The sequence below is a fragment of the Lachnoclostridium sp. An196 genome (assembly GCF_002160135.1).
Lineage (GTDB): Bacteria > Bacillota > Clostridia > Lachnospirales > Lachnospiraceae > Hominiventricola > Hominiventricola avistercoris.
In genome coordinates, this window is record NZ_NFJZ01000003.1 from 122,329 (window position 1) to 149,266 (window position 26,938).

General features: G+C 50.7%; 27 protein-coding genes. 22 read left to right on the plus strand and 5 right to left on the minus strand.

Annotation, left to right across the window (positions count from 1 at the left end; translation table 11 throughout):
• Positions 1–15 precede the first annotated feature (15 nt).
• From cyaB to B5F29_RS05070, 10 genes are all read left to right on the plus strand, one after another.
• On the plus strand, positions 16–579 hold the full coding sequence (gene cyaB, locus B5F29_RS05025; protein ID WP_087153584.1) for a class IV adenylate cyclase: 564 nt from the start codon (positions 16–18) through the stop codon (positions 577–579).
• A gap of 16 nt (positions 580–595) precedes the next feature.
• Positions 596–958, plus strand: coding sequence for a VOC family protein (locus B5F29_RS05030; RefSeq protein ID WP_087153585.1), 363 nt, complete (start codon positions 596–598; stop codon positions 956–958).
• 217 nt (positions 959–1,175) lie between these two features.
• Positions 1,176–1,601 (plus strand): RNHCP domain-containing protein, encoded by a 426-nt coding sequence (locus B5F29_RS05035; RefSeq protein ID WP_087153586.1) that lies wholly within the window; start codon positions 1,176–1,178, stop codon positions 1,599–1,601.
• 50 nt (positions 1,602–1,651) lie between these two features.
• The gene (locus B5F29_RS05040; RefSeq protein ID WP_087153587.1) at positions 1,652–2,848 is read left to right on the plus strand and encodes a PucR family transcriptional regulator; all 1,197 of its coding nucleotides are present in this window, start codon (positions 1,652–1,654) and stop codon (positions 2,846–2,848) included.
• Positions 2,849–3,013: 165 nt separating this feature from the next.
• The gene (locus B5F29_RS05045) at positions 3,014–3,922 is read left to right on the plus strand and encodes a transporter substrate-binding domain-containing protein (protein ID WP_206414177.1); all 909 of its coding nucleotides are present in this window, start codon (positions 3,014–3,016) and stop codon (positions 3,920–3,922) included.
• 75 nt (positions 3,923–3,997) lie between these two features.
• Positions 3,998–4,765, plus strand: coding sequence for an amino acid ABC transporter permease (locus B5F29_RS05050; RefSeq protein WP_242955583.1), 768 nt, complete (start codon positions 3,998–4,000; stop codon positions 4,763–4,765).
• An 11-nt stretch (positions 4,766–4,776) separates the two neighbouring features.
• Positions 4,777–5,517, plus strand: coding sequence for an amino acid ABC transporter ATP-binding protein (locus B5F29_RS05055; protein WP_087153588.1), 741 nt, complete (start codon positions 4,777–4,779; stop codon positions 5,515–5,517).
• Between the two features lie 22 nt (positions 5,518–5,539).
• Positions 5,540–6,214, plus strand: a complete 675-nt coding sequence (locus B5F29_RS05060; protein WP_087153589.1) for a cytidylate kinase-like family protein — start codon at positions 5,540–5,542, stop codon at positions 6,212–6,214.
• A gap of 20 nt (positions 6,215–6,234) precedes the next feature.
• Positions 6,235–7,449 carry an aspartate aminotransferase family protein gene (locus tag B5F29_RS05065; protein WP_087153590.1) on the plus strand — a complete coding sequence of 405 codons (1,215 nt, stop codon included), beginning with the start codon at positions 6,235–6,237 and terminating at the stop codon, positions 7,447–7,449.
• 14 nt (positions 7,450–7,463) lie between these two features.
• Entirely contained in the window at positions 7,464–8,612 is a 1,149-nt protein-coding gene (locus tag B5F29_RS05070; RefSeq protein WP_087153591.1) for an iron-containing alcohol dehydrogenase, read from the plus strand.
• A 1-nt stretch (position 8,613) separates the two neighbouring features.
• Here the strand turns inward: B5F29_RS05070 and B5F29_RS05075 are convergent, their stop codons facing one another.
• Entirely contained in the window at positions 8,614–9,381 is a 768-nt protein-coding gene (locus B5F29_RS05075; protein ID WP_087153592.1) for a GNAT family N-acetyltransferase, read from the minus strand.
• A gap of 28 nt (positions 9,382–9,409) precedes the next feature.
• Positions 9,410–10,495, minus strand: a complete 1,086-nt coding sequence (locus tag B5F29_RS05080) for a hypothetical protein (RefSeq protein WP_087153593.1) — start codon at positions 10,493–10,495, stop codon at positions 9,410–9,412.
• Positions 10,496–10,679: 184 nt separating this feature from the next.
• Between B5F29_RS05080 and B5F29_RS05085 the strand changes: the two genes are divergently transcribed.
• Complete coding sequence (locus tag B5F29_RS05085) at positions 10,680–10,865, plus strand: hypothetical protein (RefSeq protein ID WP_087153594.1); 186 nt, start codon at positions 10,680–10,682, stop codon at positions 10,863–10,865.
• A gap of 81 nt (positions 10,866–10,946) precedes the next feature.
• On the plus strand, positions 10,947–13,193 hold the full coding sequence (locus B5F29_RS05090) for a glycoside hydrolase domain-containing protein (RefSeq protein WP_087153595.1): 2,247 nt from the start codon (positions 10,947–10,949) through the stop codon (positions 13,191–13,193).
• 610 nt (positions 13,194–13,803) lie between these two features.
• Here the strand turns inward: B5F29_RS05090 and B5F29_RS05100 are convergent.
• Complete coding sequence (locus B5F29_RS05100) at positions 13,804–14,028, minus strand: BhlA/UviB family holin-like peptide (RefSeq protein WP_087153720.1); 225 nt, start codon at positions 14,026–14,028, stop codon at positions 13,804–13,806.
• 180 nt (positions 14,029–14,208) lie between these two features.
• Here B5F29_RS05100 and B5F29_RS05105 point away from each other — a divergent pair, with 180 nt between their 5' ends.
• The 8 genes from B5F29_RS05105 (at position 14,209) to B5F29_RS05140 (ending at position 22,103) form a co-directional block, all read left to right on the plus strand.
• Positions 14,209–14,562: a helix-turn-helix domain-containing protein gene (locus B5F29_RS05105; RefSeq protein ID WP_087153597.1), complete on the plus strand. Its 354-nt coding sequence runs from the start codon at positions 14,209–14,211 to the stop codon at positions 14,560–14,562.
• Positions 14,563–14,630: 68 nt separating this feature from the next.
• Positions 14,631–15,176: a sigma-70 family RNA polymerase sigma factor gene (locus B5F29_RS05110; RefSeq protein ID WP_162608367.1), complete on the plus strand. Its 546-nt coding sequence runs from the start codon at positions 14,631–14,633 to the stop codon at positions 15,174–15,176.
• Between the two features lie 294 nt (positions 15,177–15,470).
• Positions 15,471–15,983, plus strand: a complete 513-nt coding sequence (locus B5F29_RS05115; protein ID WP_087153599.1) for a hypothetical protein — start codon at positions 15,471–15,473, stop codon at positions 15,981–15,983.
• Positions 15,984–16,055: 72 nt separating this feature from the next.
• A complete protein-coding gene (locus B5F29_RS05120; RefSeq protein WP_162608368.1) occupies positions 16,056–17,723 on the plus strand; it encodes a M56 family metallopeptidase in 1,668 nt (555 codons plus the stop codon).
• Positions 17,724–17,794: 71 nt separating this feature from the next.
• On the plus strand, positions 17,795–18,169 hold the full coding sequence (locus B5F29_RS05125; RefSeq protein ID WP_087153601.1) for a BlaI/MecI/CopY family transcriptional regulator: 375 nt from the start codon (positions 17,795–17,797) through the stop codon (positions 18,167–18,169).
• 4 nt (positions 18,170–18,173) lie between these two features.
• Positions 18,174–19,907 (plus strand): ABC transporter ATP-binding protein, encoded by a 1,734-nt coding sequence (locus B5F29_RS05130; protein ID WP_191411415.1) that lies wholly within the window; start codon positions 18,174–18,176, stop codon positions 19,905–19,907.
• Positions 19,904–21,649, plus strand: a complete 1,746-nt coding sequence (locus tag B5F29_RS05135; protein ID WP_087153603.1) for an ABC transporter ATP-binding protein — start codon at positions 19,904–19,906, stop codon at positions 21,647–21,649. Before B5F29_RS05130 ends, B5F29_RS05135 begins: the two co-directional genes overlap by 4 nt.
• Positions 21,650–21,734: 85 nt before the next feature.
• Complete coding sequence (locus tag B5F29_RS05140; RefSeq protein WP_087153604.1) at positions 21,735–22,103, plus strand: RidA family protein; 369 nt, start codon at positions 21,735–21,737, stop codon at positions 22,101–22,103.
• A gap of 44 nt (positions 22,104–22,147) precedes the next feature.
• Here B5F29_RS05140 and B5F29_RS05145 read toward each other — a convergent pair whose 3' ends face one another.
• Both B5F29_RS05145 and B5F29_RS05150 read right to left on the minus strand, forming a co-directional pair.
• Positions 22,148–23,137, minus strand: a complete 990-nt coding sequence (locus B5F29_RS05145; RefSeq protein WP_087153605.1) for a 2-hydroxyacid dehydrogenase — start codon at positions 23,135–23,137, stop codon at positions 22,148–22,150.
• Between the two features lie 58 nt (positions 23,138–23,195).
• Positions 23,196–24,317: a DUF4317 domain-containing protein gene (locus B5F29_RS05150; RefSeq protein ID WP_087153606.1), complete on the minus strand. Its 1,122-nt coding sequence runs from the start codon at positions 24,315–24,317 to the stop codon at positions 23,196–23,198.
• A 284-nt stretch (positions 24,318–24,601) separates the two neighbouring features.
• On the opposite strand from B5F29_RS05150, the gene B5F29_RS05155 reads away from it, so the two are divergent.
• Both B5F29_RS05155 and B5F29_RS05160 read left to right on the plus strand, forming a co-directional pair.
• The gene (locus B5F29_RS05155) at positions 24,602–25,714 is read left to right on the plus strand and encodes an ABC transporter ATP-binding protein (protein WP_087153607.1); all 1,113 of its coding nucleotides are present in this window, start codon (positions 24,602–24,604) and stop codon (positions 25,712–25,714) included.
• A gap of 142 nt (positions 25,715–25,856) precedes the next feature.
• Complete coding sequence (locus B5F29_RS05160; protein ID WP_087153608.1) at positions 25,857–26,936, plus strand: PucR family transcriptional regulator; 1,080 nt, start codon at positions 25,857–25,859, stop codon at positions 26,934–26,936.
• Positions 26,937–26,938 lie beyond the last annotated feature (2 nt).

Below are 26,938 nucleotides of genomic sequence, written 5' to 3' on the forward strand. Positions count from 1 at the left end.
CGGAAAGGCACACCAATGATCGAAGTCGAAATAAAGCTTCCCATCCCGGAAGCGGATAATTTCAAAGCAAAGCTCCTGAACCTGGGTTTCCGGGAGAGCGGTTATCTCCAGGAGCACGACACCTATTTTGACAATCCGGAAGGCTCCATACGGGCAAACGGCCAGGCGCTCCGGGTGCGGGTCACGAAGGATCCGGGAACCGGAAAGAGCAGCACCCAGATTAATTTCAAGGGGGAAAAGCTGGACAGGCAGACGGCGGCCCGCCAGGAACTGGAGACGGGTGTGGAAGACGGAGCCGTCTGCCGTGAGATCCTGCGGGCGATTGGATACGTTCCGGTCACACCGGAGGTGCGGAAAGACCGGCGGATGCTGTGTATGGATCAGGTGACGGCGTGCCTGGACCGGGTGGATGGTCTGGGAGATTTCCTGGAGCTTGAGATTCTGGTGGAGAGGGAAGAGGAGCGGGACGCGGCGGTCGGCAGGATAGAAGATATCCTGGGACATCTGGGATACCGGTTGTCCGATACCACGCACACGTCTTATTTATCCATGCTTCAGAAAAAATACAGTGGTGTATGATGAGGGGGAATGCGGGATGAAATTAAAGAATATATTGATTGTTGTAAAAGATATCGAAAAGGCAAGGCAGTTTTATCATGAACTGTTCGGGCTTGATGTGCTTTTGGACAACGAGGGCAATATGATCCTGACGGAAGGGCTTGTGCTCCAGGGTGAGAAGATCTGGAGAGAAGGTCTCGGAAAGGACGTGGTTCCGGAGAGCAATGCCTGCGAGCTGTATTTTGAAGAACGTGACATAGAGGCGTTTGCCGGGAAGCTGGAACGGCTGTATCCTTCCATCCGGTATGTCAACCGGCTGACGACGTACAGCTGGGGACAGAAGATGATCCGCTTCTATGATCCGGACGGAAATCTGATAGAAGTAAGAACGCCTGTGTAAACACTCACAGCTCGCGAAATGTATGAACTCGGTGTTGCAGCGGCACGGTTTCTCTGATATACTCATCCTGCACGTGCGAAAATGAAAGACAGGAAGGGGTATGCTGTTTGAAGAACAACGGATGTACGATTGTACCAGGCCGGGAGGCTTGCGTGCAATAACCCGGCAAACCTCCCGGAGGATTTGGATATAACAAATACTTTCAGGAGGAAAAACAGTGAATCGAGAAAATAAACGAAAAAAATACGAAAAACATTATTATAAAAACCATGCCTGTACGGACACCTTCACATGCAAGGTGTGCAGGCGGCTGGTGGTCCCGGAGGGAGCAGGCTCCGGACACAGGAACCATTGTCCGAACTGTCTGGCCAGCCAGCATCTGGACAACGAGCCCGGAGACAGAGAAGCGGACTGCGGCGGAATCATGGATCCGGTGGCTGTGTGGGTAAGGAAAAACAGAGAATGGGCGATCATTCACAGGTGCCGGATCTGCGGCAAACTGTCATCAAACCGGGTGGCTGCGGACGATAACCCGATGAAACTCATGTCGATCGCGATGAAACCTTTATGCGAACCTCCGTTTCCGGTGGAGCGCATCGAGGAACTGACCGCGCTCATGGGCGGCGAGGGATCGGTCCGTTGAGAAACGTATACGCCGCCCCGGCCCGGAGAAGCGATAGTAAGGAATAAGATATGGTTACTTGCGAGGACATTTTAAATCTGAAACTGGACGGCATGCAGCTGATTGCCGGGAAAAAGGGGCTTCACCGCATGGTGTCCTGGACGTATATGGTACAGACCAGGCCCTATGCGGACCACATGAACCGGGGAAATTTCGCGCTGATCGTGGTGGATTATGTCAGATTTGACTACGAAGAAGCCGCGCGCAGCATGGAAGAGCTGAACGAACTGGGCATCTCCGGCCTGGCTGTTTCCACGGTGGACGACAGGGAGGAGGTGCCCCAGAGCATGATCGACCGGGCAAACGAGCTGGAACTTCCCCTGTTTTACATCCGCTGGGAGGGAGCTTCTTTCGTGGACATTGCCCAGAGCATCGGCAGCCTGATCGTGCAGACCGGGGTGGAGAATAAGAAAACGGGAGATTATCTCTACAATCTGTTGTTTGGCTATGAGATCAATGACAAATACGTGGAGAAAATCTCCGGCCAGTTCGGGCTGGACTTTTCCAGACCGTACCGGGTAGGCGTGATTGTGATCGACCGGAAATACGGCGTCAACCTGGAACAGGATGAACATACGTATGAATATTATGCGGACTGCCTGAACCGGGAAGTGAACAACATGAAGGGAAGCTCCATGTTCATGCGATTCCTGAATAAATTTGTACTGCTGTTTGAAGCGCGGGAAAATAAGGAGATCGAGCATGAACTGGAGCAGATCTTACGCAGACTGGACGACAAGCCCCAGTTTAAGGGCCTGATCCGGAGCACCTGTATCCTGGGGGCGGCGTATAAGGATCCCCGGGATTTTGGACAAAGCTACCAGGAAGCGAAAAATCTCATTGCCAAGAAGGATATCCTGCCCAATCCCAAGAATAAAAAAGTGCTGAGCGCCAGTTCCATGGGTATTTACAAATATATGTTCAACAGTGGAAACCAGGCGGAGATCCTGGATTACTGCAATGAAAAGCTGAGGACGCTGGAGGAATATGACCATGCCAACGGCACCTTTCTGCAGGATACGCTGCTCGCCTATTACATGAACGGGTTCAGCGTGGGGAAGACGGCGGAGGCGCTGTTTATCCACCGGAACTCCCTGCAGTACCGCATCAACAAGATTGAAGAGCTGCTGGGAATGGAACTGGACGATTACATGGAATATCTGAATCTGATTAACTGCATATTGATAAAAAGGCTGATGTTCTCATAGTTACTGTGCAAAATGACAACTATGACTGTGCGTTTTGCATATTGAAAAAACAGTTATGTTTGATTAAAATGCTCATATCAGCAAAGGCGCTGGGGAAATATTTCCCTGGCGCCTTTTTTGTTGAAATCTTTTTATGAAGCTGCACGGCAGCGGAGGAGGAATGTTATGAAAAAAAGAAGATTTTTGACAGTGATGATGACGGGTATGATGGCGGTATCCATGCTGAGCGGATGCGGCTCCGGTTCCAGTTCCGCGAGTTCCGCGGGAACGGAAACCGCGGAGAGCACAGGCTCCGCAGAGGAAAGCAATGTACTGAGAGTCGGCATGGAATGTGCCTATGCTCCGTTTAACTGGACGCAGGATACGGATATGACTCCGGATGGAAGCACCGCGGAGCCTATTTATGGTTCTGACTATTATGCTTACGGCTACGATGTGGCGGTGGCGCAGATGCTGGCAGAAGAGATGGGCATGGAGCTGGAGATCCACAAGGTAGAATGGTCTTCCATCGGAATTTCCATGGATGCCGGAGATTATGACTGTATCATCGCCGGTATGGGGCGCACTGCGGAAAGAGAGATGTCCTACGCGTTCACAGAACCGTATTATTACAGAGACAACTGTATCGTGGTAAAGAAGGGCGGAGCTTATGAGAACGTGACCGGACTTTCCGATCTGGCAGGGACAGGGTGCAAGGTGACGACACAGCTGGGTACCGGCTGGGTACCGCTTCTGGATCAGATAGAAGGCGCTGAGACCGGAGCGAATTACGAAACGACTTCAGAGTGTTTTATGGCGATTTCCAATGAAACGGCAGATGTGTGCATCGTGGATCTGCCGACGGCTCAGTCGGCGGCGCTGACCAACGACGATCTGGTAGTCATTACCCTTGACGAAAACGATACGTTTACCGATGACGACGAGATGGTCAACGTGTGTATCGCCACCAGAAAGGATGACACGGAACTTCGTGACAAGATCCAGGAAGCGATGGATTCCATCGGCTGGAACGACAAGGAGCAGATGGATGAACTCATGAGCGAAGTGATCACGCAGCAGCCGGCGGCGAACTAGATCCGTGGCATTGCCCGGATGAATCCTGGTGACTGATCATACGAGCCGGTAAAAAGGATAAAGAGAGGTAACAGCATGTTAAATATATTTTCGATTGAAAATCCGGAAAATTCCATTGAGTGGATGATTTTTCTGGCCAATAAATATTCCAGTATGTTTTGGGAAGGGACCAAACTCACCCTGTTCATCGCAGTGCTGGGAACTCTTCTGGGATTCGTTCTGGGTTATGTGATAGGGATTATTCAGGATGCGAAGATCAGTCAGGGCGATCATGCAGTCAGGAAAACACTGCTCAGGCTGATAAAATTCATCGCATCCGTGTATGTGGAGATATTTCGGGATACCCCTATGATCGTGCAGGCGATGATTATCTATTTTGGTATCAGGCAGGCCAATATCGAGATCACTCCCGTAAGCGCGGGCGTTCTGGTTACGGTATTAAATACCGGGGCGTATATGGCAGAGACCGTCAGGGCCGGTATCGGTTCCATCGATCTGGGGCAGAGAGAAGGCGCGTGGGCCATGGGTATGTCCCCCATGAAGACCATGGTGTATATCGTACTGCCCCAGGCGTTCAAAAATATCATCCCGGAGATGGCCAATACCTTTCTGACCAATCTGAAGATGACTTCCGTGTTGAATGTCATCGCCGTACAGGAGCTTTTCATGGCGGCCAAAACCGTGGGCGGCAATTACTATAAATATTTTGAGTCTTACCTGGTTATCGCGGTGATCTATTTTGTACTGTGCTTTGCGTTCAATAAAGTCTTCAATTTCCTGGAGAAGAGGATGGAAGGAAAGAGCGACTATGCGCTGGCGGTCGAATATATGGATAATGATTAAGGAGAATTGATATGAGCGAGACGATTATTTCTGTTCAGGATCTGAGCAAATCCTTCGGGGATCACGAAGTACTCAGAAAAATAGATATGGATGTTCACGTGGGAGAGATTATCTGCATCGTCGGTTCTTCCGGTTCCGGAAAGTCCACGCTGCTCCGGTGCATCAACCGCCTGGAGCGCCAGACGTCCGGAAAGGTCATGTTTTACGGGAAAGAGGTCCGCGACGTGCAGAGGGAAATCAATGAATACCGGTCCAAAGTGGGTATGGTGTTCCAGTCGTTTAATTTGTTTAACAACATGACGGTTCTGGAAAACTGCATGCTCTGTACCAGAAAAGTGCTGCATCTGCCGAAAGAGGAGGCGTTTGACCGGGCGATCACCCACCTGAAGGCGGTCGGCATGGCTCCGTATATTCATGCAAAGCCGTCTCAGCTGTCGGGCGGACAGAAGCAGAGGGTGGCCATCGCCAGGTCTCTCTGCATGAATCCGGAAGTGCTTCTGTTTGACGAGCCTACTTCCGCCCTGGATCCGGAGATGGTGGGCGAGGTGCTGAACGTGATGAAGCAGCTTGCTACGACCGGGCTGACCATGGTGATCGTGACCCATGAGATGGCGTTCGCGAGAGACGTATCCACCCGTACGATCTTCATGGACGGAGGATATGTAGCGGAGGACGCGCCGCCTTCCCAGCTGTTCACCAATCCGAAAAATCCCCGGACCAGAGAATTTCTCAGCAGATACCTGGCCGGGTAGAGAGACAGGAGGCATGTGATATATGGATAATTTTGTTGTTACATTCGCAAGAGGATTTGGTTCCGGCGGGAAGGAGATCGCGTCGTGCCTGGCCAAGGAACTGGGAATCCACTGTTATGAAAACCGTATCCTGACGCTGGCCAGCCAGATGAGCGGGTTAAATGAGAATCTGTTTAAGGAAGTCAATGAAAAGATCCGGGACAACGGCGGTTTTGCCAGTTTTATGCGCGGACTTCCCAGAGCGAGAAACTATATTGCCCGGAATGAAAAATTTGTGTCGGACGACAAGCTGTTTGAGTATCAGAGCACGATCATCAAAGATCTGGCCGACACGGAGTCCTGCGTCATCGTGGGAAAATGCGCCGATTATGTGCTCAGAGGCCGTCCCAATGTGGTCAGCATCTACATAGAAGCGCCCAGGGCGTTCTGCGTAGAGCGGACGATGAACCGCATGGGCGTGACGGAGGAGGTCGCACATGCGACGATTTCCAAGACCGACAAGTACCGCGCGCAGTATTATGAGCATTACACTCATGGAAATTACTGGACGAATCCGGTGAATTACGATATGACTCTGAACAGTGAAAAGGTGGGAGTCTATAACTGCGTAAGAACCATTGAGCAGTATCTGATTATCAAGGGACTCATCACGCCGGATATGATCAGGCCGGCGGATCATTCAAAACTGGAGAAATAAACAGAACAGGGAGGAACGTTATGAAACTGGCAGATACGGGACTGACCGCACAGGATATTAAAGACAAAGTAAACAAATATATGATCGAGACCTATGAAAGGTTTGATTTCCTGGCGGAGACAGCCAAGGATCAGTATATCTATGATGAAAAAGGAGAAAAATATCTCGATTTTTATGCGGGCATCGCCGTCAATTCGGCGGGCAGCTGCAACGAGAAAGTCGTGGAGGCTGTCGTGAATCAGGCGAAGACCCTGATGCATACGTTCAACTATCCGTATACCATCCCGCAGGCGCTTCTGGCGGAAAAGGTCTGCACCACCATCGGCATGGATAAAATCTATTTCCAGAATACCGGTACGGAGGCAAACGAGGCCATGATCAAGATGGCGAGAAAATACGGAATCGAAAAATACGGCCCCAACCGCTACCATATCGTGACTGCCAAGATGGGCTTTCATGGAAGAACCTTTGGTTCCATGTCAGCCACGGGGCAGCCGGGAAACGGGTGCCAGGTCGGTTTCGGCCCCATGACTTACGGATTTTCCTATGCGCCGTACAATGATCTGAAGGCTTTCAAAGACGCCTGTACGGAAAATACCATCGCAATCATGGTGGAACCGGTGCAGGGCGAAGGCGGCGTACATCCGGCGACGCAGGAGTTCATGCAGGGACTTCGCGAATTCTGCGACGAGAACGGGATGCTGCTCCTGCTGGACGAGGTGCAGACCGGATGGTGCAGGACCGGTAAAGTCATGAGTTATATGAATTACGGCATCAAGCCGGATATTGTATCCATGGCGAAAGCGCTGGGCGGCGGCATGCCCATCGGAGCCATCTGCGCCACGGAGGAAGTGTCCAGGGCATTTTCCGCAGGCTCTCATGGAACCACCTTCGGCGGACACCCGGTCAGCTGCGCGGCGGCGCTGGCCGAGATCGATGAGCTGATGGACAGAAACCTGGCGGACAACGCGGCGAAGATGGGCGCGTATTTCATGGAAAAACTGAAAACACTGCCGCACGTGAAGGAAGTCAGAGGCCAGGGACTGCTCATCGGCGTGGAATTTGACGATACGGTCAGCAGCGTGGATGTGAAGCATGAATGTCTGCACAGACATCTGCTGCTCACGGCGATCGGAGACCATATCATCCGTATGGTTCCGCCTCTGATCATCGACGAGAAAGACTGCGACGAGGCGTATGAGATCATCAAGGCTTCCGTTGAGGCTCTGAGTTAAGGCGGTGGAGCAGGATGGAGACATTTTCTTTTTCAATACCGCAGAATGTGATCTTTGGGAAAGGCAGCCTCGGGAAGCTTCCGGAGGCGGCGAAGGCGCTGGGGAAGAATAAGGCGCTGATCATATCCGGACCGCATCTGAACAGGATCGGCATGGTAGATAAATGCCGGGCCGCCCTGAGCGCGGCGGGGATCGGGAGCGGGGCGTTCACGGAGACGGAAGGGAATCCCAGTACGGAGACCGTGGAGAAAGCGGTGGAAGCATATAAAAGCAGCGGAGCGGATTTCATCGTGGCATTTGGCGGAGGCTCTCCGCTGGATGTGGCGAAAGCGGCCGGCATCCTTGCCACGTATGGAGGAAAGATCACGGAATACGAGGGCGGAGGGAAAGTACCCGGACCCGTCGTTCCCATGATCGCCATCCCCACCACAGCGGGGACCGGTTCGGAGGTGACTTCTTTTTCCGTCATCACCGATCACAGCCGCAATTACAAGCTGTCAGTGTCCAGCAATTATCTGCTGCCTGTTTATGCTATCCTGGATCCGGAACTGATCGCCAGCGTCCCGGCGGGAACGGCTGCGGCATGCGGCGTGGACGCTATGGTGCATGCGTTGGAGGCGTATCTTTCTCTGGCGGCGTCTCCGTTTTCCGATATGTTCGCGCTGAAAGCCCTCCATCTGATCGGAAAAAATCTCCGCGCTTACGCGGCGAACCGCGGGAATGAGGCGGCGGCAGAAGCGATGATGATGGGTTCCCTGTTCGCGGGCATCGCGTTTTCCCATGCCCGGCTCGGGGATGTGCACGCCATGAGCCATCCGGTCAGCGCGTATTTCAACGTGGCCCACGGAGTCGCCAATGCGATCCTGCTGCCGGTTATTGTGGAGTACAACGAACTGGCGGATCAGGGAAAATACTACGACATCTACCGCTGCGTGGCAAAAGCGCCGTTGCCGGAAGCCATGTTTTCTTCCCATATGCTCACGGAAGAGCTCCGGGCGCTGAACATGGAACTGGGCATTCCGTCCTGCCTGAAGGAGGCGGGCGTGAAAGCGGAATATTTTGACGCCATGGCGGAGAACGCCATGAAGAGCGGAAATATATCGGTCAATCCCAGAAGCACGACAAAAGCGGATGTGCTGGAATTATACAAAAAAGCATTTTAAATCAATACCCCCGGATCTCAACCGCGGTATAGGTATGGCTGTAATGATACCCCAGCTTTTCAGCAAGGGCGAGGGACGTCCGGGTGTGGGCGTCCCAGCTGGGATACAGATCTCTTTTCCGGCATTCCAGGATCAGCTTCGCGGCACAGGCGGCGGCCAGCCCCCTGCGGCGGAATCCTTCCTTCGTGTCCACCTCGATCTCGATCCCGTTCCGGTACCTGGTGTAGGAGGAAGCGCCGGATACGACAGCGCCGTCCTTCAGGACCACGACGCCCAGGCCGAGGCGGCGGAAGCTGTCATAATCAGGAAACTGTGACACCAGATCGGAGCACCAGGCCTCCGAACGGCACAGTTGATAAGCATGCTCGTCGATCAGGGAAAGCTGGCAGCCCTCAGGCAGGGCAGCGGCGATCTGCATCAGACGGTTTTCATCAAACACATCCGGCTCCTTTCTGGTCGCATAACGTGAGACGGAGCGGGCTTTCGCTCCCCAGGCGAGGAGAATCCTCTCTTCCCAGGCCTTGCTGCCGGGAACCATGAGGATAAAATCTTTGGTATATCCGGACGGCCGGAACGCGGCCAGTTCTTCGCAGGGTTCTCCTGCAAAAAATGCAAAATCCCCGATAAAAGCGGCGGCAGAAGCCGGACGGCGCGGGTCATCGGTGTAAATTTTCCCCATGATCCCCTGCAGACAGGACCAGATCATGGTTTCTTCCCATCCGTCGTACAGAGAAAGGACGGAACAGGGATCAGTGATTTCATGGATCATACGGGTCACCTCCGGAAAGTATTTACAGCTATTTTATCAAAGGGAACGCCTGATCCCCGTGATAAAAGTATTCGTTGTCCACCTGGTTAATCATACTGCTGCTGCCTTCTTCAGACTCGTCCCATTCGGCGATGGCTTCAACGGACAGGCGGTCAGGATCCACTTCGAGGATCTGAAGCGTGTCAGGAAAACGCCCGTAGAGATAAAGAGCGTCCGGACTCCACGTGACATCATAAAAGCCGGTGCTGATCTCCGCCGCCGTCAGGGGACCGGACAGAGTGATCTCTTTACCGGCAGTTTCCGCGAAGGAATAGTACATCAGCGTGGTCCCCATGTCGGCAAAATAATAGATTCCGTTCTTTGTGATGGCTAATACGTCCCAGGCGTCAAAAAGAAACTGCTCGTCCCCGGTATCGACGTCTCTCAGGAAGAAACGCTTGTCTTTCTCATCTTTTAGCTCCTGCAGGAGGACTTTGCCGTCCAGCAGTTTCGCGCAGGACGGGGAAGGGATGACTTCCTGTCCGGAGTCCTCTGTCATTTCCGGCGCCGGTTCTTCTGTCATTTTCCCTGTTTCGTTTAAAACATATGAATGATATGTAATGGCGCCTCCCGGTTCGGCGGTCTGGATGAAAAGCCGCTGGCCGCAGACCTCCAGATTTCCGATCAGATCGTCAGAAAAGAGCAGTTCTCCGTATTCGGAAGTATCACAGTCATAATAAAAGACGGAGTTATTCCACCGATTTTCCATGGAGTCACTGTCGCTTTGGCAGCATGTAAAATAAAGTCGGCTGCCATACGAGGTCAGCCCTCTGCCGAATGGAATGGATACGGCGCAGAGCAGTTCCCAGTTTTCAGAACCCTTTTTCCGCCTGTAAAGGCCGTCCGGGAACTGCCGGTAAGTATAGCCGTCCATGTAGTAAATTCCGCGGTTATAGTAGTGGTTGATCCAGCTTTCGGTTTCTTCGGCGGTATCCGGAGGACCTTCCGGTTCGGCAACGGATACCGCTGCCGGAACGGATCCCTCAGCGATGTCCGGGGATTCCTGCCGCGCACAGCCGGAGACAGCCAGAATTTGAGATAATAAAAGAAAAGATAGTAAAAATTTTGTTTTCAAGGGGGGGGTACTCCTGTTGTTAATAATTAGACAAACGACTAATATATAACGTAACATATAGAAGGAAATAGTGCAAGTATGTTTTCAATATGCTGAAATCTTGAATTATGAATTTACAATTCCAAAATTATTTTCTCTATATAAAGTGATATTGCAATATCGAGAAATGCTAGGAGGTTTGAAAATGGGCATTGTGAAAATCAATCATACTGGAAGCAAACTGCCAGTATACGAGACAAATGGTGCGACGAAGCAGATCGGAACGATCTATCCCAACGAATTATTTACATGGATCAGTGAATGGAAGCAGCGGAAGGCTCGGGTGTTTATACAGAAATTATCAGAGGTACGAATGCGTTTGTCGATTTAGGATATGACAAGGGATCGACTTTTACATCTAACGCATCTTTAATCGGATCGCTGTAAGACTAAGACAATATGGAGGTAAGTTATGGATTTAAAAGTATTACAGGCGCAGAGATGGTATAACGATACCTATGCGGGTACGTCAGGGTATGTAGAAATCGCAGAAGACGGGATCACAGGAACCGGAACATGCAAGGCGTTTGTGCGGGCACTCCAGTATGAGCTGGGACTTGATGTGGACGGTTCATTTGGAAAAGGGACATTGAGCAGCTGCCCGACGATTGGATCAGGATCGGATCCAAGTTTGATCAAGATCATTCAGTGCGGATTCTACTGCAAAGGATATGAATGCGGCGGGATCGACGGGATCTATGGAGCATCGGCGCAGTCGGCTGCGAAGACCTTCAAGGAGGATGCCGGATTTGAGGACGAAGATGGGAACATGCAGCCGGTCTTTATTCAGGCGCTGTTAAACACGGATGCCTTTAAACTCGTTAATCAGGGGATCAGCTACGTCCGGGAGGCCCAGCAATATCTGAACAGGAATTATGTCAGAAAGACGGGAATCATTGGACTGATCGCCTGCAATGGTATTCCTGACCGCAATATGTCCAAAGCAGTCATTATCGCTTTGCAGTATGAAGAAGCCGGGAAGACCATGAACGGAGTAGACGGAATCTATGGAAATAACACTCTGAACAAAGCTCCGGAACTGGCTCTGGGAAGCACAAAAGAAGAGTATGTACGAATCGCCCAGATGTGTATGATGCTGATGTATAACAACCGGTATGTATCAGGTGTATATGACAGCTTTTTTGAAAATACAGTGAAGAGTTTTCAGGAGTTCTACTGCCTGACCCAGGATCCGGGAGTAGTCCCGGGAGTGATTGGAAGAATTACCTGGGCTTCTCTGCTGAGCAGCAAAGGAGACACGTCCCGTACAGCGACGGCCTGCGACTGCTCTGAAAGGATCTTAAGCGATGCAAAAGCACAGAAGTTGAAAGAAACTTATGATATTGTGGGGAGGTATCTGACGGGAACTGTCGGGGGCAGCAAACCTAAAAATCTGACGATTCTGGAGATTAAAATTTTAGCCCGGAACGGACTGCGTATCTTTCCGATTTATCAGGACGGAGGCGCGTCACCGGATTATTTCTGCAACGAACAGGGTATAAAGGACGCCGAGAAAGCGATCGAGGCGGCGAAAAATCTGCATATACCGGATAATACTATCATTTATTTTGCTGTGGATTACGATTACACGCAGGATCAGGTGATCAGCAAAGTAATTCCGCATTTCCAGGGGATCAAAAGTGTGTTCGACGCTTCTTCCGTCGCAAATTACAGAATCGGCATCTATGGCGCGAGAAACACCTGTACGCTGGTGAGTGAGGAAGGGCTGGCAGTCAGCAGTTTTGTAAGTGATATGTCTACCGGCTACAGTGGAAATCTGGGCTATCCTCTCCCGGATAACTGGGCCTTTGACCAGATTCTGGAATACACGGTCCAGGCTTCGGACGGAACGAAGTTTGCGGTAGATAAAGATGTGGCGTCTGGCCGGGATACGGGCTTTTTCGGCGGAGATCTGTGCGGAGGAGAAGATGAGACAGACTATACAAAACATGCAATGACGCTTCGGGAAGACGGATATTATGAATGCCCATTTTGCGGAAAAAGTGTAATCTCTCCGTTCGTTCAGGATGAGCAGATTCTGTCGGAGAATGATGCTTTAAAAATAAAAGCACTGACATATATGTACGGCGCTTCTATGGGCGATGATACATATAGAAATATATTATACGCAATTTGCCTGGAAATGAACAGAATAAGAACGAAAGAAAGTTATAATGGGAAATATGGGTATAGTGATGAGAATGGCGACTGCCTGCTGATTCCTCCCGAAGGACTATATAATGACACAGATTTTATGGTCTCAGCCTATGAACCGGAAGAGATAACCTCCCAGAATATTACTTTCTATAACGGCATTTTCTCAACATTCGTTGATTCATTGTATGGATTGGCAGTAGACGCAAAATATAAACTGACGCTGGGAGAAATAATAGCAAAATTACTCCAGGGCACAGATCCCCCTGTGATATCTTTATATGAAATTCTGGTGGAACTGGCTGAAACAGCCGGACAGACTGAATTTGTGATCATTCTCAATCTGCTTAAACTGGGCATTGATATTAACGAGGCAGAGTCTAAATCGGAGGCGGAAATTGGCGATATTGGAGTTCGTGTTAATTTAGAATATCCGAATCCGAATGGCAGAGAAGCTGTTGTGATTTTCAATAAAGAAGGAAAATTTAAAAGTGTTGCATTTTAATTTTTGATTTCCTTCTGAATATCTGATATAGAGGGGCTGCCGCACGGATTGAGTGCGATAGCCCTTTCTTAAAAATATGGTCTAAAAAAATTAATCATTTGGTTTACTGTGGGAAATCCGAAAGCTTATGATATTTTAATAAATATAATATTATAAAAAGTAAACTAACAATAGTTGTTAAAAGAAGCTGTTGAAAAACTATTTTGCCTGGCCAATATAGTGATCCGGGAAAATAGTATGCGATAATGTTGTAAAATCGAAGGAAGATACTTGCCAGCCTGAAACGGAAAAAAAGGAAATTATAAATTCTCAGACAAAAGCTGATAATCCAATAAAGTAAGAGCCATTTGCATAAAAGTTTATCTTGAAGGAGTATTAACAATAACAGATGCCCAGTAATTAAAAAAACAGTGGATAAAATATGTATGGATTCGTATTTGTGTAAATAAAGTGAAAAAAAATTACTAAAGAAAGTGATAAGTTCAATTGGAATGAATATATATAGCGGAAGTATTTTTTTGTCTCTTATTTGATATTTCATAGTAATCCTCCAATAAAAGTGATACCCATATTATACATGGATTTTTGTTAGACATCAATCTAATAAATTTTATTTTTCCAACTTATTTTTTATCTCTTCAATGTTTTCCTGAATCTCTGAGAGGATGGAAAACTTTTCTGTCAGGACGTTGATCAGATTCAGGTATTCTTTCTCGCGGCTTTCCTGCTTTTCTTCCATTTTTTCATGGTGCTTGATTGTATAAAGAAATAGTGAGATGAACAGCAGAACCCATATACCCTGGGAAGTGGCTGCTTCTAATAAAGTGGTTTCCATTTTGTAGGTTCCTTTCGTGTTTTTATGGTAAAGAGATAATTTTAATGTGAATGTAAACGGAATATTATCTGGCATATAAAATTTCCAGATAATGCCATAGAATAGGAAAAATCAACCATGAACGCTTAATTTCTAATGCTATGGAAGATAAAATATATCCATGGCATAGGAGGATCGGGGATGGAAGATTTGCTTGTCCAGATGGGAAAACGGATGCGGAAAAGAAGGAAGCAGCTTCGCCTGACGCAGGAGGAACTTGCGGAGAAAGCAGGGATTACTCCCCAGACTGTATCGACTGCTGAACTTGGAAAGAAGGCGATGAAACCAGAAACGATAGTCTGTGTATGCAAGGCTCTTCAGGTCAGCACGGATTACTTACTGCTTGGGAGTATAGGTTCAGACGAACAAAATGAACTGTTCATGAGAATATCCCGCTTATCAACGAATCACTACAGATATCTTGAAGAAATTATCATGAGCTATTTGTCGGCTGTTGAGCCAAAAACCCAATCTGGCATACAGAAAGACAAATAAAATGCAGAATACCTGTTTACATTACATATGTCTTTTTTCTCTTTATGTGTTGCATGGAGGGAAAAAAGATGGATTTATACGAATTGATACAGCGCGCCCGAAAGAAGGACGCAGACAGTTGTTATGAGATTATTGTAAAATTTGAAGGTCTTATAAAGAAGTACGCCAGAAAACTGGCATATGAGGACGCGCAGAGTGATTTGATATGTTTTTTGGTGGAGCTGCTCTATAGTTTCCCGTTAGAACGTCTGAAAAACAAAGATGATGGATATATAGTTTCGTATCTTGCGCGATGTATAAAGAATCAATACATATTACTGCTGAAAAGGGAAATAGAAAAGAAACGCGAAATCTATTTCACGGAAATGTCAGAAGCGCAGGAATTTAGGGTGAAAACACAGATGGCTGTGGAAGATTGCTATGAGGGACTGATTTTCATAGAGATCAAGGCGATATTGAACAAAAAAGAATGGTTTATTATTGAGCAGATTTTTATAAAAGGTAGAACTGCGGCAGAGATCGGGAACTTGATGGGAGTAACCCGGCAGGCGGTGAACCTGATAAAAATCCGTTCTTTGAAGAAAATCAAACGGGTATTGAGCCCGGAAAAGTAAATTCTCATTATTTCTTTTTTCAAGATTATCAAAATTTTTATTTCCAGTAAAAATCATATATTGATTGACACTTTAAGTAAAATTTGCTACTCTTATATTAGACATATGACTAATAAAAGAGTAGCAAAATTATTATTAAAAATGTTGCTGAAGTTTACAAATAGGTCGTTTTACATCTCTTTTTTGTATATATGAAAGGGGGTGTAATATGAGAGCGATATATATCAGGAGCCCGTGTTATAGAATCGTGAGTTGTAAATGGTATTAATAATAAAGCAGCAAGGAGAAAATGATATGAAAACACATATGGTAAACAGCGGGCCAAGCCTGAAGGTCTATAGAACAAGCAACTGTCCGTCAGATGAAGTGATCGGAACCATTTATTATGATGAATGCTTTATCTATATCAGCAAGCATTCAGGCTATAATACAGATTATATCGGTTTCCGTAATTCAAGCGGACAGTACAGCACAGGATATCTGGAACAGCAGATGGCAAACAAATATGGCTATGCGCTGCATAACTATGGATTCCTGTCATCCAATATAGAAAATGAAAGATCTTATCGTTTTAAACTGCGGGAACCGTTGAATGTTGTCAATAACTCCGGTACAGTCGTGGTACGGTTGAACGCCGGGGATTGCGTGTACTTAAAGTCTTCTACAGCGGGTGAAAGCAATCCTCAAAATGTCAGCATCGTTGGATACAGGAAAAATGGCGACGATATTCCCTATGAAGGATTTGTTACCTTAAATTATGCATCTGGCTCTATGATCAAGAGTAATTTCTGCCTGTACAAAGGATAATGAAAGTATGGTCCGCGGGAAAACAACTGATTCCCGCAGACCATGATAGTAGCCAGTCCCGGAGGATCCCCTATGAACCAGTCCTTTATCATATACATCATACAAAATATGCTTCTGATCAGCCTGTTTACGCTTGTCCTTTTCTTTATTGGACGCCGGGTCCCGCTGAAGGCGGGACATGCGTGGAGAAAATGGCTGTGGGCGGTTCTGGCGGTCCGGCTGCTGCTGCCAGTTCCGGTATCTGTGAAGCTGCCGGTTCCGGAAAACGCGGCGGGAGCAGAGGAGGAGACAGAGTATTCTGCCGGAGGAAGCGGGGAAGAAGCAGAAGCGGTCCCTGCGAAAGCGGCGTCCGGTGATACGGCGGCCGGGCCGGAAGGATACGCTGCCCGGCCGGAAGGATCTGCCGGAGCCGGGGGCTATGGCAGGCGAGCGATGGAATGGCTGTACATGCACCGGGTTACGCTGGCTGTGATATGGGCGGCGGGAGCGTTATTCTTTCTGCGTTTCCGCCTGTCCCAGTATCTGCATACCAGGAAGATTTATCTGGAGACGGCGCGTCCCTGTGAAGATCCGCAGGTGCTCCGTACGGTCCGGGACGCGGCAAAGAGCTGCCGCCTGTTTTTCGTGCCGGAGGTGTGGGTGCAGGAGGAGATCAAAAGCCCGATGCTTTTCAGGTACTGGCGCCCCTGCATCCTCCTGCCGGACGAGAGCTACGATGCGGGGGAACTGACGATGGTGATCCGCCATGAACTGACCCACGCGGCAAAGAAGGATCTGTGGTACAAGCTGCTGATCGTGGCTGTCTGCGATATTTACTGGTTCAATCCTGTATTCCGCCTGATGAAGCAGTCGGCTTTCCAGGACGTGGAATACGTCTGCGATGAAAAGATAACCGGAGATATGGATCCGAGAGAACGCAGCGCCTATGGGGAAGCGATCTTGAAAACCACGGACGCAAGTCGGACCGGGAAAGGAGCGCTCACAGCCAGGTTCGCGTCAGACCGGGGCCTGGTAAGAAAACGGCTGGAGAATCTGTTTGTTTCCAGAAACAGGACGGCCGGTCCGGCGCTGTCAGCTGTATTTGCCGCTGTATTTGCGGCGGGCATGCTTGCGGTACCCTGGGAGGGACAGGCGTCAGGAGCATCTGCAGTCCGGCCTTCCGACCCGCCGGCGCAGGAGAAGCCGGCGGAGGAGGAAGAAAAGGAGCCGCCGGCCTGGGACCGCATCGTGAGCCGCCGGGCGGACGCCATGTACGGGGTGACGGCGGAGCAGGAAAGAGAGATGCAGAGCTATATCGAGGAATTCCATGTAAAGATGGAGTTCGCGGCTGGTACCGGCATGCTGGAGGATTTACAGGATCCGGATTCCGTGGCGTGGAATTACTTCTTTGAGACCGGCGATGTCCTGATCGGAGGAAACATGGAGATGACAGATCAGGGCGAACAGTGGTTTCCGCTGCGCTATCATAATGAATACAGCCTGGAAGACCATCTGGAGACACTGGAAAGATTTAAAGGTTATGTGCAGGGGGAGCGCCTGAAAACAGATTTTGACCGGATGATTCTCTGCGTGAAGGAGATCAGGGAGGAGAAAAGTGTGGACGCGGTGGTCCTGCTGCATGAACTGCTTCACGATCTGGATATCTATTTCCTGCGGTACGGCACCATATCCGCCATAGGGCAGACCGTGGGAGAGAATTCCGAGGAATATTACGGCATTCTGAGAGTATATGAAGATTGAGGAAGGAGAAACTCATATATTGACATTTCTTCCGATTAAAGGTAGTCTTTTTCATAAAGGAGAAGAACTGCATGAAAAAACTGCCCGATGCGGAACTGGAATTGATGATGATTATCTGGGAAGCCGAAGAACCGGTTACGCGGATGTATATAGAAGACCACATGGACGAGGGACGGGACGTATTGCCCAATACAGTGCTGTCTCTTTTGTCGCGCCTGGAAAAAAGAGGCTTTGTCAGGAAAGACAGGCGGGGAAAGACCAACTATTACAGCGCGCTGGTTCCCAAAGAGCCGTATCTGAAGGAGGCGGGCCGCAGCATCCTGCACAGGATGTTCCACGGGTCGCTGAAAAATTTTGCCGCGGCGCTGTATGAGGGAGAAGAGATCGATCCGCAGGAGGCCGAGGAACTGTATCGCTTCCTGGAAGAAAAGAGAGAGGGAAGGTAGTCCGTTGAAGAAATTACTGATCTATTTGAAAGATTACAAAAAGGAAACCGTGCTCGCGCCGCTGTTCAAGATGCTGGAGGCATCGTTTGAACTGTTTGTACCGCTGGTCGTCGCGGCGATCATCGACGAGGGGATCGCCAGCCAGGACCGGCTTTTTATTTTGCAAAGATGCGGGATTCTGATCCTGCTGGGGCTGATCGGCCTGACATGCTCCGTGACGGCGCAGTACTATGCGGCCCGGGCGGCGGTGGGATTTACCGGGCAGCTTAGAAGAGCGCTGTTCCGGCATATTCAGAGCCTTTCCTACACGGAGCTTGATACCGTCGGGACTTCTACTCTGATTACCCGCATGACCAGCGACATGAACCAGGTGCAGAACGGACTGAACCTGACGCTCCGCCTGTTCCTGCGTTCTCCCTTTGTGGTCTTCGGAGCCATGATCATGGCTTTTCAGATCGACGTGAAGTGCGCGCTGATCTTTCTGGTGACGATTCCGGTGCTGTCTGTGGTGGTATTCGGCATCATGCTGATCTCCATGCCGCTCTACCGCAAGGTGCAGCAGAGGCTGGACGCCGTGCTGGGGATCGCCAGGGAAAACCTGATCGGCGTCCGGGTGCTCCGGGCATTCTGCAAAGAAAAGGAAGAGACGGAACGCTTCCGGCAGAAAAACCAGGAACTGACCGGCCTGCAGAAATACGTGGGAAGGATCTCGGCGCTTCTGAATCCTCTGACTTATGTGATCATCAACCTGGCCATCATTATCCTGATCCGCACCGGAGCGGCGCAGGTGGAACTGGGGATACTGACCCAGGGACAGGTGGTGGCGCTCTACAATTACATGTCCCAGATTCTGGTGGAGCTGATCAAGCTTGCCAACCTGATCATCAGCATGACCCGGGCGGCGGCGTGCGCCAACCGGATCCAGTCGGTGTTCGAGATACGTTCTTCCATGCCGGATACGGCGAAGGCGGCGCCGGACAGAGAGGAAGGGACGCCTGCGGTGGAATTTTGCCATGTGAATCTGCGGTACGCGGACGGCGGAGAGAATGCCCTGACAGATATTGATTTTACGGTGATGCCGGGAGAGACGGTGGGCATCATCGGCGGCACGGGTTCAGGAAAAAGTTCTCTGGTCAATCTGATCCCGCGGTTTTATGACGCCACCGGGGGCAGCGTCTGTATCTACGGACACAGCGTGAAAGAATATCCCGTGCGGAGTCTCAGAGAACTGGTCGGCGTAGTGCCCCAGAAAGCCGCTCTTTTCCACGGGACGATCCGGGACAACCTGCGTTGGGGAAAGAAAGACGCCACGGATGAAGAGATCATGGAAGCGGTCCGTACCGCCCAGGCAGAAGAGGTGGTCCTGGGGAAAGAGGGAGGATTGGATTATGAGATCGAGCAGGGAGGCCGCAATCTGTCCGGCGGCCAGAAACAGCGGCTGACCATCGCGCGGGCGCTGGTTGGAAAGCCGAAGATCCTGATTCTGGACGACAGTTCTTCGGCGCTGGACTATGCCACGGACGCCGCCCTCAGAAAATCCATCGGGGCGCTTTCCGGACAGATGACGGTATTCATCGTGTCCCAGAGGGCGTCTTCGATCCTGCATGCGGACAAGATCCTGGTCCTGGACGACGGAAAAGTCGTAGGCGCGGGCACCAGCGAAGAACTCCTGCAAAGCTGCGAGGTTTACCGGGAGATCTACGAGACGCAGTTTCAGAAGGAGGCGGTGAACGGATGAAAGAACATGGAACACAGACCGGGACTCTGAGAAAAGTGATGCACTACCTGAAAAGGTACTGGCTCCTCATGGCGCTGTCGATCCTTTTTGCCGGGCTGACCGTGGCCATGACCCTGTACATCCCGATCCTGGTGGGACGGGCCGTTGACCTGATCGTCGGGCCGGGAGCAGTGGATTTTGCGGGGATTGCCCGGATACTGAAGGAGGGCTGCGTCATCATACTGGCAACGGCGCTCCTCCAGTGGCTGATGAATATGATCAACAACAAGATCACCTACCAGGTAGTCCGCGACGTGAGAAATGAAGCGTTTGAGAAGATCCAGGAGCTGCCGCTCCGTTATCTGGACCGGCACCCGTCCGGGGAGGTGGTCAGCCGGATCATCGCGGATGTGGATCAGTTCGCCGACGGACTGCTCATGGGCTTCACACAGCTTTTTACCGGAGCGGCGACGATCCTGGGGACCCTGGTCTTCATGCTGACCATCAACGTATGGATCACCCTTCTGGTGGTGGTGCTGACGCCTCTGTCCTTATTTGTGGCGAAATTCATTGCCACGCACACCTACGATATGTTCCGCCTGCAGTCGGAGACGAGAGCGGAGCAGACCGGGCTGATCGACGAGATGATCGGCAGCCAGAAGGTGGTGCAGGCATTCGCCATGGAAGAGAGGATCCAGGAGCAGTTTGACGAGATTGACCGGAGACTGGAAAAATGCTCCCTGAAAGCGATCTTTTATTCTTCTCTGACCAACCCGGGGACGCGGTTCGTAAACAATTTGGTGTATGCCTGCGTGGCGCTGGCGGGAGCGCTGGCGGCCATCGGAGGGGTGATGACCGTGGGCGGACTCTCTACATTCCTGAGCTATGCCAACCAGTATACCAAGCCGTTTAACGACATTTCCAGCGTCGTCACAGAGCTGCAGAATTCGCTGGCATGCGCGGCGAGGATCTTCGAACTGATCGAAGAGCCGTCCCAGGTACCGGACGCGGCGGACGCGGAAGAGCTGAAAGGCGCCGCCGGACAGGTGGAGCTTGAGCATGTGTATTTTTCTTATGTCAAAGAGAAACCGTTGATAGAGGATCTGAACCTTTCCGTGAAGCCGGGCCGGCGGATCGCCATCGTAGGACCCACCGGATGCGGAAAGACGACGCTGATCAATCTGCTCATGCGTTTCTATGATGTGGATGAGGGAAGTATCCGGATGGACGCAAAGGATATCCGTCACCTGACCAGAAAAAGTCTCCGGAGCGCCTACGGTATGGTGCTGCAGGATACGTGGCTGAAGAGCGGGACGATCCGGGAAAATATCCTGATGGGAAAGCCGGACGCCACGGAAGAAGAGATGATCCGGGCGGCAAAAGAAGCCCATGCGGACAGCTTTATCCGCAGGCTTCCGGCAGGGTACGATACGGTGATTCAGGAAGACGGAGGAAGCCTGTCCCAGGGGCAGAAGCAGCTGCTGTGCATCAGCAGGGTCATGCTCTGTCTGCCTCCGGTGCTGATCCTGGACGAGGCTACCTCTTCGATCGACACCCGTACGGAGATCCGGATACAGAAAGCGTTTCAGAGGATGATGGAAGGGAGGACCAGCTTTGTGGTGGCCCACCGGCTTTCCACGATCCGGGAGTCGGATGTGATCCTGGTCATGAAAGACGGCCATATCATCGAGCAGGGAAATCACGAAGAGCTTCTGAGGAAAAACGGTTTCTACGCGAAGCTCTACAACAGCCAGAATCTGTAGGATCCTAAAGCGGCGGTTTCGGAAAAGCCTTGTACATTCCGGAACGGGAGAGTAAAATAGACGAAAAGCAAGGAGGAAGACATCTATGAACATTATAGCGACAGACAAAGCTCCGGGAGCCATCGGGCCTTACTCCCAGGGGTATGAAGTAAACGGAATGATCTATACATCCGGCCAGATCCCGGTAGATCCGGCGACGGGAAATATCCCGGAAGGGATCTCGGCTCAGGCGGAACAGAGCTGTAAAAATGTGGGAGCCATCCTGGAAGCTGCCGGAAGCGGTTTCGACAAAGTGGTCAAGACCACCTGCTTCCTGGCAAATATGGAAGATTTTACGGCGTTCAACGAAGCCTATGCAAAATATTTTGTATCCAGACCGGCGAGAAGCTGCGTGGCGGTAAAGGACCTGCCCAAAGGCGTGCTCTGCGAAGTGGAAGCGATCGCGGTGAAATAAAAATACGGGGATGCTGCAGATGGCTGCGGCATCCCCGGTATTTTTTATTTCACTTCGTTGGGAGTTTCCTCTCCGCGCTCGAAGATCTTCGCGTTTTCCAGCGTGGTCTTGGCGATGGCGGCCAGCGCTTCCTCTGTGAAGAACGCCTGGTGGGACGTGATCATCACATTGGGGAAGGACAGGAGCCTTGCGGTGACCGAATGCTCCAGGATCTCGTCGGAACGGTTCTCATAGACGTTGGGACCTTCCTCTTCATATACGTCCAGGCCGACTCCGGAGAATTTGCGGGCGCGGATTCCTTCGATCAGATCGTCGGTCTTAACCAGCGCGCCGCGGGAAGTGTTGACCAGAAGGACACCGTCCTTCATCTTCTGGATCGTATCATGGTTGATCAGATGATAGGTATTGTCCATCAGCGGGCAGTGCAGGGAGATCAGGTCGCTCTGCGCCAGCAGTTCGTCCAGCGTCACATAGGTGACGAAATCCTTCAGGTCCGGATTCTGGAATACGTCGTAAGCCAGGATCTTCATGCCGAATCCGCGGCAGATCCTTGCCATGGCCGCGCCGATCTTGCCGGTGCCGACGATGCCGGCGGTTTTCTGATAGAAATTAAAGCCCATCAGTCCGTTCAGGCTGAAGTCGTTCTCACGGACTCTTACGTAGGCCTTGTGCAGTCTGCGGTTGACGGCCAGCGCCAGCGCCATGGCATGCTCAGCCACAGCTTCCGGAGAATAGCTGGGAACGCGCAGGACGCGGATGCCGAAACGTTTCGCCGTATCCAGATCCACGTTGTTGAATCCGGCGCATCTTAACAGGATCAGTTTGACGCCGCACAGATTCAGGACCTCGATGGTGTCGTTGCTGATATCGGCGCTGACGAAAGCGCAGACAGCGTCGTAGCCATGCGCCAGTTCGGCGGTGAACGGCGTCAGTTCCGTTTTCAGGAATTTTACTTCAATATCCGGGTAGTTGACCAGTTCTTTGGTGAAAGATTCTTTATCATAACTCTTAGTATCGAAAAAAATGATTTTCATAGAAAAACCTCCTGTTTTCTGATGTCCGGCATCATCATATCAGATTGTTAAATAAATGTCAATATCTGACCGGGACGCCGTTGACTTCCACATAGTCTTCAATGGGGATAACCAGGCACGGCCGGCCGTCGATGATACGGGTCTCCATCAGGGCTGCCCGCTCGGGACTGATTTTGACGACGGCGTCCGGGGTGCGCACTTCCAGCGCTTTCTGGCTGGTCAGGTTCGTGGCGAGAAATTCAGCCTTTTCGCCTGCCGCGCGGTCAAACTGTTCGTCAAACTGATCCAGAATTTCTTCTGTGGCGCCGTTTTCCGCCAGCAGCTGTTTCATCTCCGGCTTCTTCAGAGTGGGCGGTTCCGGCAGATCTTTCTTTTCCTCGATGAGTTCGTTCAGACTCTCGTGGATATTGACCACGGTTTCATAACTGCAGGCGTCTCCCAGAGATTCTGTGAGCAGCTCCTGGAACGTTTCCTTCTGGCCTTTGGCAGACAGGGGAGCGGCGCAGCCGAACAGCCCGTCCATCAGGGACGGCTGAAGGATCTCCGGGTTCCGGGTATAATAAAGCATACTGTGCAGATCGGTGTTCCGGTCGTTGAAGGCGGGGAAGAGGAATCCCGCGTCGGGAGCCTGCACGATCCAGTCCCGGATCCGGTCTTCGATACTGTTCTTTTCTGCGTTGTAGCAGAGTCCTGCTTTGGACAGTTTGACCGGGCAGATACTGCAGAGCAGATATTCATAGGTGTCGTCGGAAGCGTCGAACATCTCCATGCCGTCCGACGCCTTTTTCGGGATATCATATGCCGCGTGGATCAGTATGATATAGTAGTTTTCCCCATAGGCATAGTTTTTTATGATTTTTTCGTAGAATTCTTCCAGCAGAACATCGTCTTCCAGACGGCTGTCGCGCAGCTTCAGAAGCCATGCCTGGGCGCCGTCCGGCATTTCCTGGTCGGTGGGAAAGTCCAGAGTGATCAGATTCTTTCCCACTGTGCCGGACAGGGTCTTGCGGAAAATATCATAATATTTAAAGGCCTCTTCCTCCGGAAGAGAGAGAAACGCTTCTTTTAATTCCGTGCGGATCTCTTTTTCAGCGTCCACATAGCAGCCGCAGATGCGGGTGATGGCACAATTCTCATTGGTGAATTGTTTCCTGATTTCCAGGGTTTCTTTCTTATTCATAAACAGATTCCTTCCCTTGTTGTTCTGACACGACGCCGAAGGCGTCAGGCCGCATGTTTTTATTATAAGGACAGCGGGGAGAAAAAGCGAGAGAAAATTTTTTCGGCAGATTTTACAGGAACCGACTCTTTTTTCCGTGAAAAGGTCAAAAGGATGGGGAAGGTCTGCCCGTTTGCACAAAAGACGGACGGGAGGTTTGGAGAAAACCCATATGGCGGAAAAACGGAAATGCATTTATACTGAAGACCAGGAAAACAAGTAAAACCAAAAGAAGGAGATCGAGGATGGCAAGTATTCAGTTAAAGCACATTTATAAAAAATATCCTAATGGGTTTGAAGCAGTGAAAGACTTCAATATGGATATCGAAGATAAGGAGTTCATCATCTTCGTAGGTCCGTCGGGATGCGGAAAATCCACTACGCTACGTATGATCGCGGGTTTGGAAGACATTACTTCCGGAGAACTGTACATCGACGGAAAACTGGTGAACGATGTGGAACCGAAAGACAGGGACATCGCCATGGTATTTCAGAATTACGCGCTGTATCCCCATATGACCGTATATGAAAATATGGCGTTTGCGCTGAAGCTGCGCAAGATCCCCAAAGACGAGATAGACCGGATGGTGCGCGAAGCGGCAAAGATCCTGGATCTGGAAGCGCTGTTGGACCGGAAGCCCAAGGCTCTCTCCGGAGGACAGAGACAGCGTGTGGCCATGGGAAGAGCCATCGTCCGCAATCCGAAAGTATTTTTGATGGATGAGCCGCTCTCCAACCTGGACGCAAAACTGCGTGTACAGATGAGAACAGAGATTTCCCGGCTGCATCAGCGCCTGGGCACAACGATCATCTACGTGACCCATGACCAGACGGAGGCCATGACGCTGGGAACCAGGATCGTGGTCATGAAAGACGGCGTGATTCAGCAGGTAGATTCGCCGCAGAATCTGTACAATGCACCCAGGAATCTGTTTGTGGCAGGTTTTATCGGTTCTCCGCAGATGAACTTTGCGGACGCGCTCTGTGAAGAAAAAGACGGAAAGGTCCTGCTGAAGATCGGCGAGCACAGCATCTGTCTTCCGGAGACAAAGGCAAAGGCATTGAAAGAAGGCGGATACGTCGGAAAAACTGTGGTGATGGGAATCCGTCCGGAGGACGTCTATGATTCGGAAGATATGCTTCAGAAATATCCGGACAGTGTGCTGGAAGCAGTGATCAGTGTCTACGAACTTCTGGGAGCAGAGGTATACCTTTACTTTGAGGTTAACGGCGTCAATATGACAGCGAGGGTGAAACCGACCACAGAAGCAAGGACCGGAGATACGGTGAGATTCGCGCTGGATGTGGAAAAAATCCATGTGTTTGACAAAGAAACAGAGCTGGTAATCACCAACTAAAAGATCTGCGCGGGGCGTCGCATATGCGGCGCCCTGTTGTTTTTTGCAGGTGTGTATGCTACACTGAATCTGCAGGATGGTTGACACAGTCTGTGTGTGGGATTATAATATATTACAGTTGTAAGAATTTCGGAGGAAGATCATGACATCAAACCGACTGCTTCAGGAGTGCCTGGAAGATTTTACCGATATCTTACGGCTTCCGATGGCGCTTTACGATCAAAACAGAAACTGTGTGGCAGGAGAGGAGCCGGAGCCGCCGGACGCGCAGACATTTGAAAATTTCAGCGATTCGGCGGCAGATATGCAGGCATTGGGAAACCGCTGCCTTTTCAGAGTAGGAGATGAGCAGGGATATATCCTTTCTGTCAGCGGAAATGCCAAAGACAGTTACTCTATGGGACAGCTGGCGTGCCGGCAGCTGGAGAGACTTCTGGAGATTGGATATAAAAGAGAAGACCGCAGCCGTTTTGCCCATGATCTTCTGCTGGATAATCTTCTGCCGATGGACATCGCCGGTTACGCGAAGCAGATGCATGTGGATACCGGATGCCGGTGGACGGTTTTCCTGGTGGAAGGAAGAGGCTGTGAAGCGGCGGATATTCAGATGATTCTGAAAAATATCCTGGCCAACCGCACGATGGATTTTGTGGCGCCCATGGAGGAACATACGGTGGCGGTGCTTCGCAGTATGAAAGAAGGGGAAGGCAGAGAGGAGATGGAAGAGCTTGCCCATGTGTTTGTAGACACGGTCAGCGCGGAGACTTTGGCCCGTATCCGGACTTCCTGCGGGACGCCGGCAAAGACTCTGCGGGAAGCCTCCAGATCCTACAAAGAGGCGAAGATGGCGCTGGAGGTGGCGGAGATCTTCGACAGTTCCCGGACTGTGATCACATATGAGCAGCTGGGGATAGGGCGGCTGATCTATCAGCTTCCGGTACCGCTCTGCGAGATGTTTTTGCGGGAAGTATTCGGAGACTGCGATCCGGAAGAGATGGACGAGGAACTGCTGTCCACGATTTACCGGTTTATGGATAACAATCTGAATCTGTCCGAGACCAGCCGCCAGCTTTATGTACACAGGAATACGCTGGTCTACCGGCTGGAAAAGATGCAGCGCACTTTGGGACTGGACATCCGAAAATTTGAAGACGCTATGACGTTCAAGATTGCCATGATGGTGCGGGACTATATGAAATATCTGGAGAAAAGGGAGGATTGATG

Coding starts and splice junctions, on each gene's coding strand:
- cyaB (WP_087153584.1), top strand. CDS start 16: ATGATCGAAGTCGAAATAAAGCTTCCCATCCCGGAAGCGGATAATTTC.
- B5F29_RS05030 (WP_087153585.1), top strand. CDS start 596: ATGAAATTAAAGAATATATTGATTGTTGTAAAAGATATCGAAAAGGCA.
- B5F29_RS05040 (WP_087153587.1), top strand. CDS start 1,652: ATGGTTACTTGCGAGGACATTTTAAATCTGAAACTGGACGGCATGCAG.
- B5F29_RS05045 (WP_206414177.1), top strand. CDS start 3,014: ATGAAAAAAAGAAGATTTTTGACAGTGATGATGACGGGTATGATGGCG.
- B5F29_RS05050 (WP_242955583.1), top strand. CDS start 3,998: ATGTTAAATATATTTTCGATTGAAAATCCGGAAAATTCCATTGAGTGG.
- B5F29_RS05055 (WP_087153588.1), top strand. CDS start 4,777: ATGAGCGAGACGATTATTTCTGTTCAGGATCTGAGCAAATCCTTCGGG.
- B5F29_RS05060 (WP_087153589.1), top strand. CDS start 5,540: ATGGATAATTTTGTTGTTACATTCGCAAGAGGATTTGGTTCCGGCGGG.
- B5F29_RS05065 (WP_087153590.1), top strand. CDS start 6,235: ATGAAACTGGCAGATACGGGACTGACCGCACAGGATATTAAAGACAAA.
- B5F29_RS05070 (WP_087153591.1), top strand. CDS start 7,464: ATGGAGACATTTTCTTTTTCAATACCGCAGAATGTGATCTTTGGGAAA.
- B5F29_RS05075 (WP_087153592.1), bottom strand. CDS start 9,381: ATGATCCATGAAATCACTGATCCCTGTTCCGTCCTTTCTCTGTACGAC.
- B5F29_RS05085 (WP_087153594.1), top strand. CDS start 10,680: ATGGGCATTGTGAAAATCAATCATACTGGAAGCAAACTGCCAGTATAC.
- B5F29_RS05090 (WP_087153595.1), top strand. CDS start 10,947: ATGGATTTAAAAGTATTACAGGCGCAGAGATGGTATAACGATACCTAT.
- B5F29_RS05100 (WP_087153720.1), bottom strand. CDS start 14,028: ATGGAAACCACTTTATTAGAAGCAGCCACTTCCCAGGGTATATGGGTT.
- B5F29_RS05105 (WP_087153597.1), top strand. CDS start 14,209: ATGGAAGATTTGCTTGTCCAGATGGGAAAACGGATGCGGAAAAGAAGG.
- B5F29_RS05110 (WP_162608367.1), top strand. CDS start 14,631: ATGGATTTATACGAATTGATACAGCGCGCCCGAAAGAAGGACGCAGAC.
- B5F29_RS05115 (WP_087153599.1), top strand. CDS start 15,471: ATGAAAACACATATGGTAAACAGCGGGCCAAGCCTGAAGGTCTATAGA.
- B5F29_RS05120 (WP_162608368.1), top strand. CDS start 16,056: ATGAACCAGTCCTTTATCATATACATCATACAAAATATGCTTCTGATC.
- B5F29_RS05125 (WP_087153601.1), top strand. CDS start 17,795: ATGAAAAAACTGCCCGATGCGGAACTGGAATTGATGATGATTATCTGG.
- B5F29_RS05135 (WP_087153603.1), top strand. CDS start 19,904: ATGAAAGAACATGGAACACAGACCGGGACTCTGAGAAAAGTGATGCAC.
- B5F29_RS05140 (WP_087153604.1), top strand. CDS start 21,735: ATGAACATTATAGCGACAGACAAAGCTCCGGGAGCCATCGGGCCTTAC.
- B5F29_RS05145 (WP_087153605.1), bottom strand. CDS start 23,137: ATGAAAATCATTTTTTTCGATACTAAGAGTTATGATAAAGAATCTTTC.
- B5F29_RS05150 (WP_087153606.1), bottom strand. CDS start 24,317: ATGAATAAGAAAGAAACCCTGGAAATCAGGAAACAATTCACCAATGAG.
- B5F29_RS05155 (WP_087153607.1), top strand. CDS start 24,602: ATGGCAAGTATTCAGTTAAAGCACATTTATAAAAAATATCCTAATGGG.
- B5F29_RS05160 (WP_087153608.1), top strand. CDS start 25,857: ATGACATCAAACCGACTGCTTCAGGAGTGCCTGGAAGATTTTACCGAT.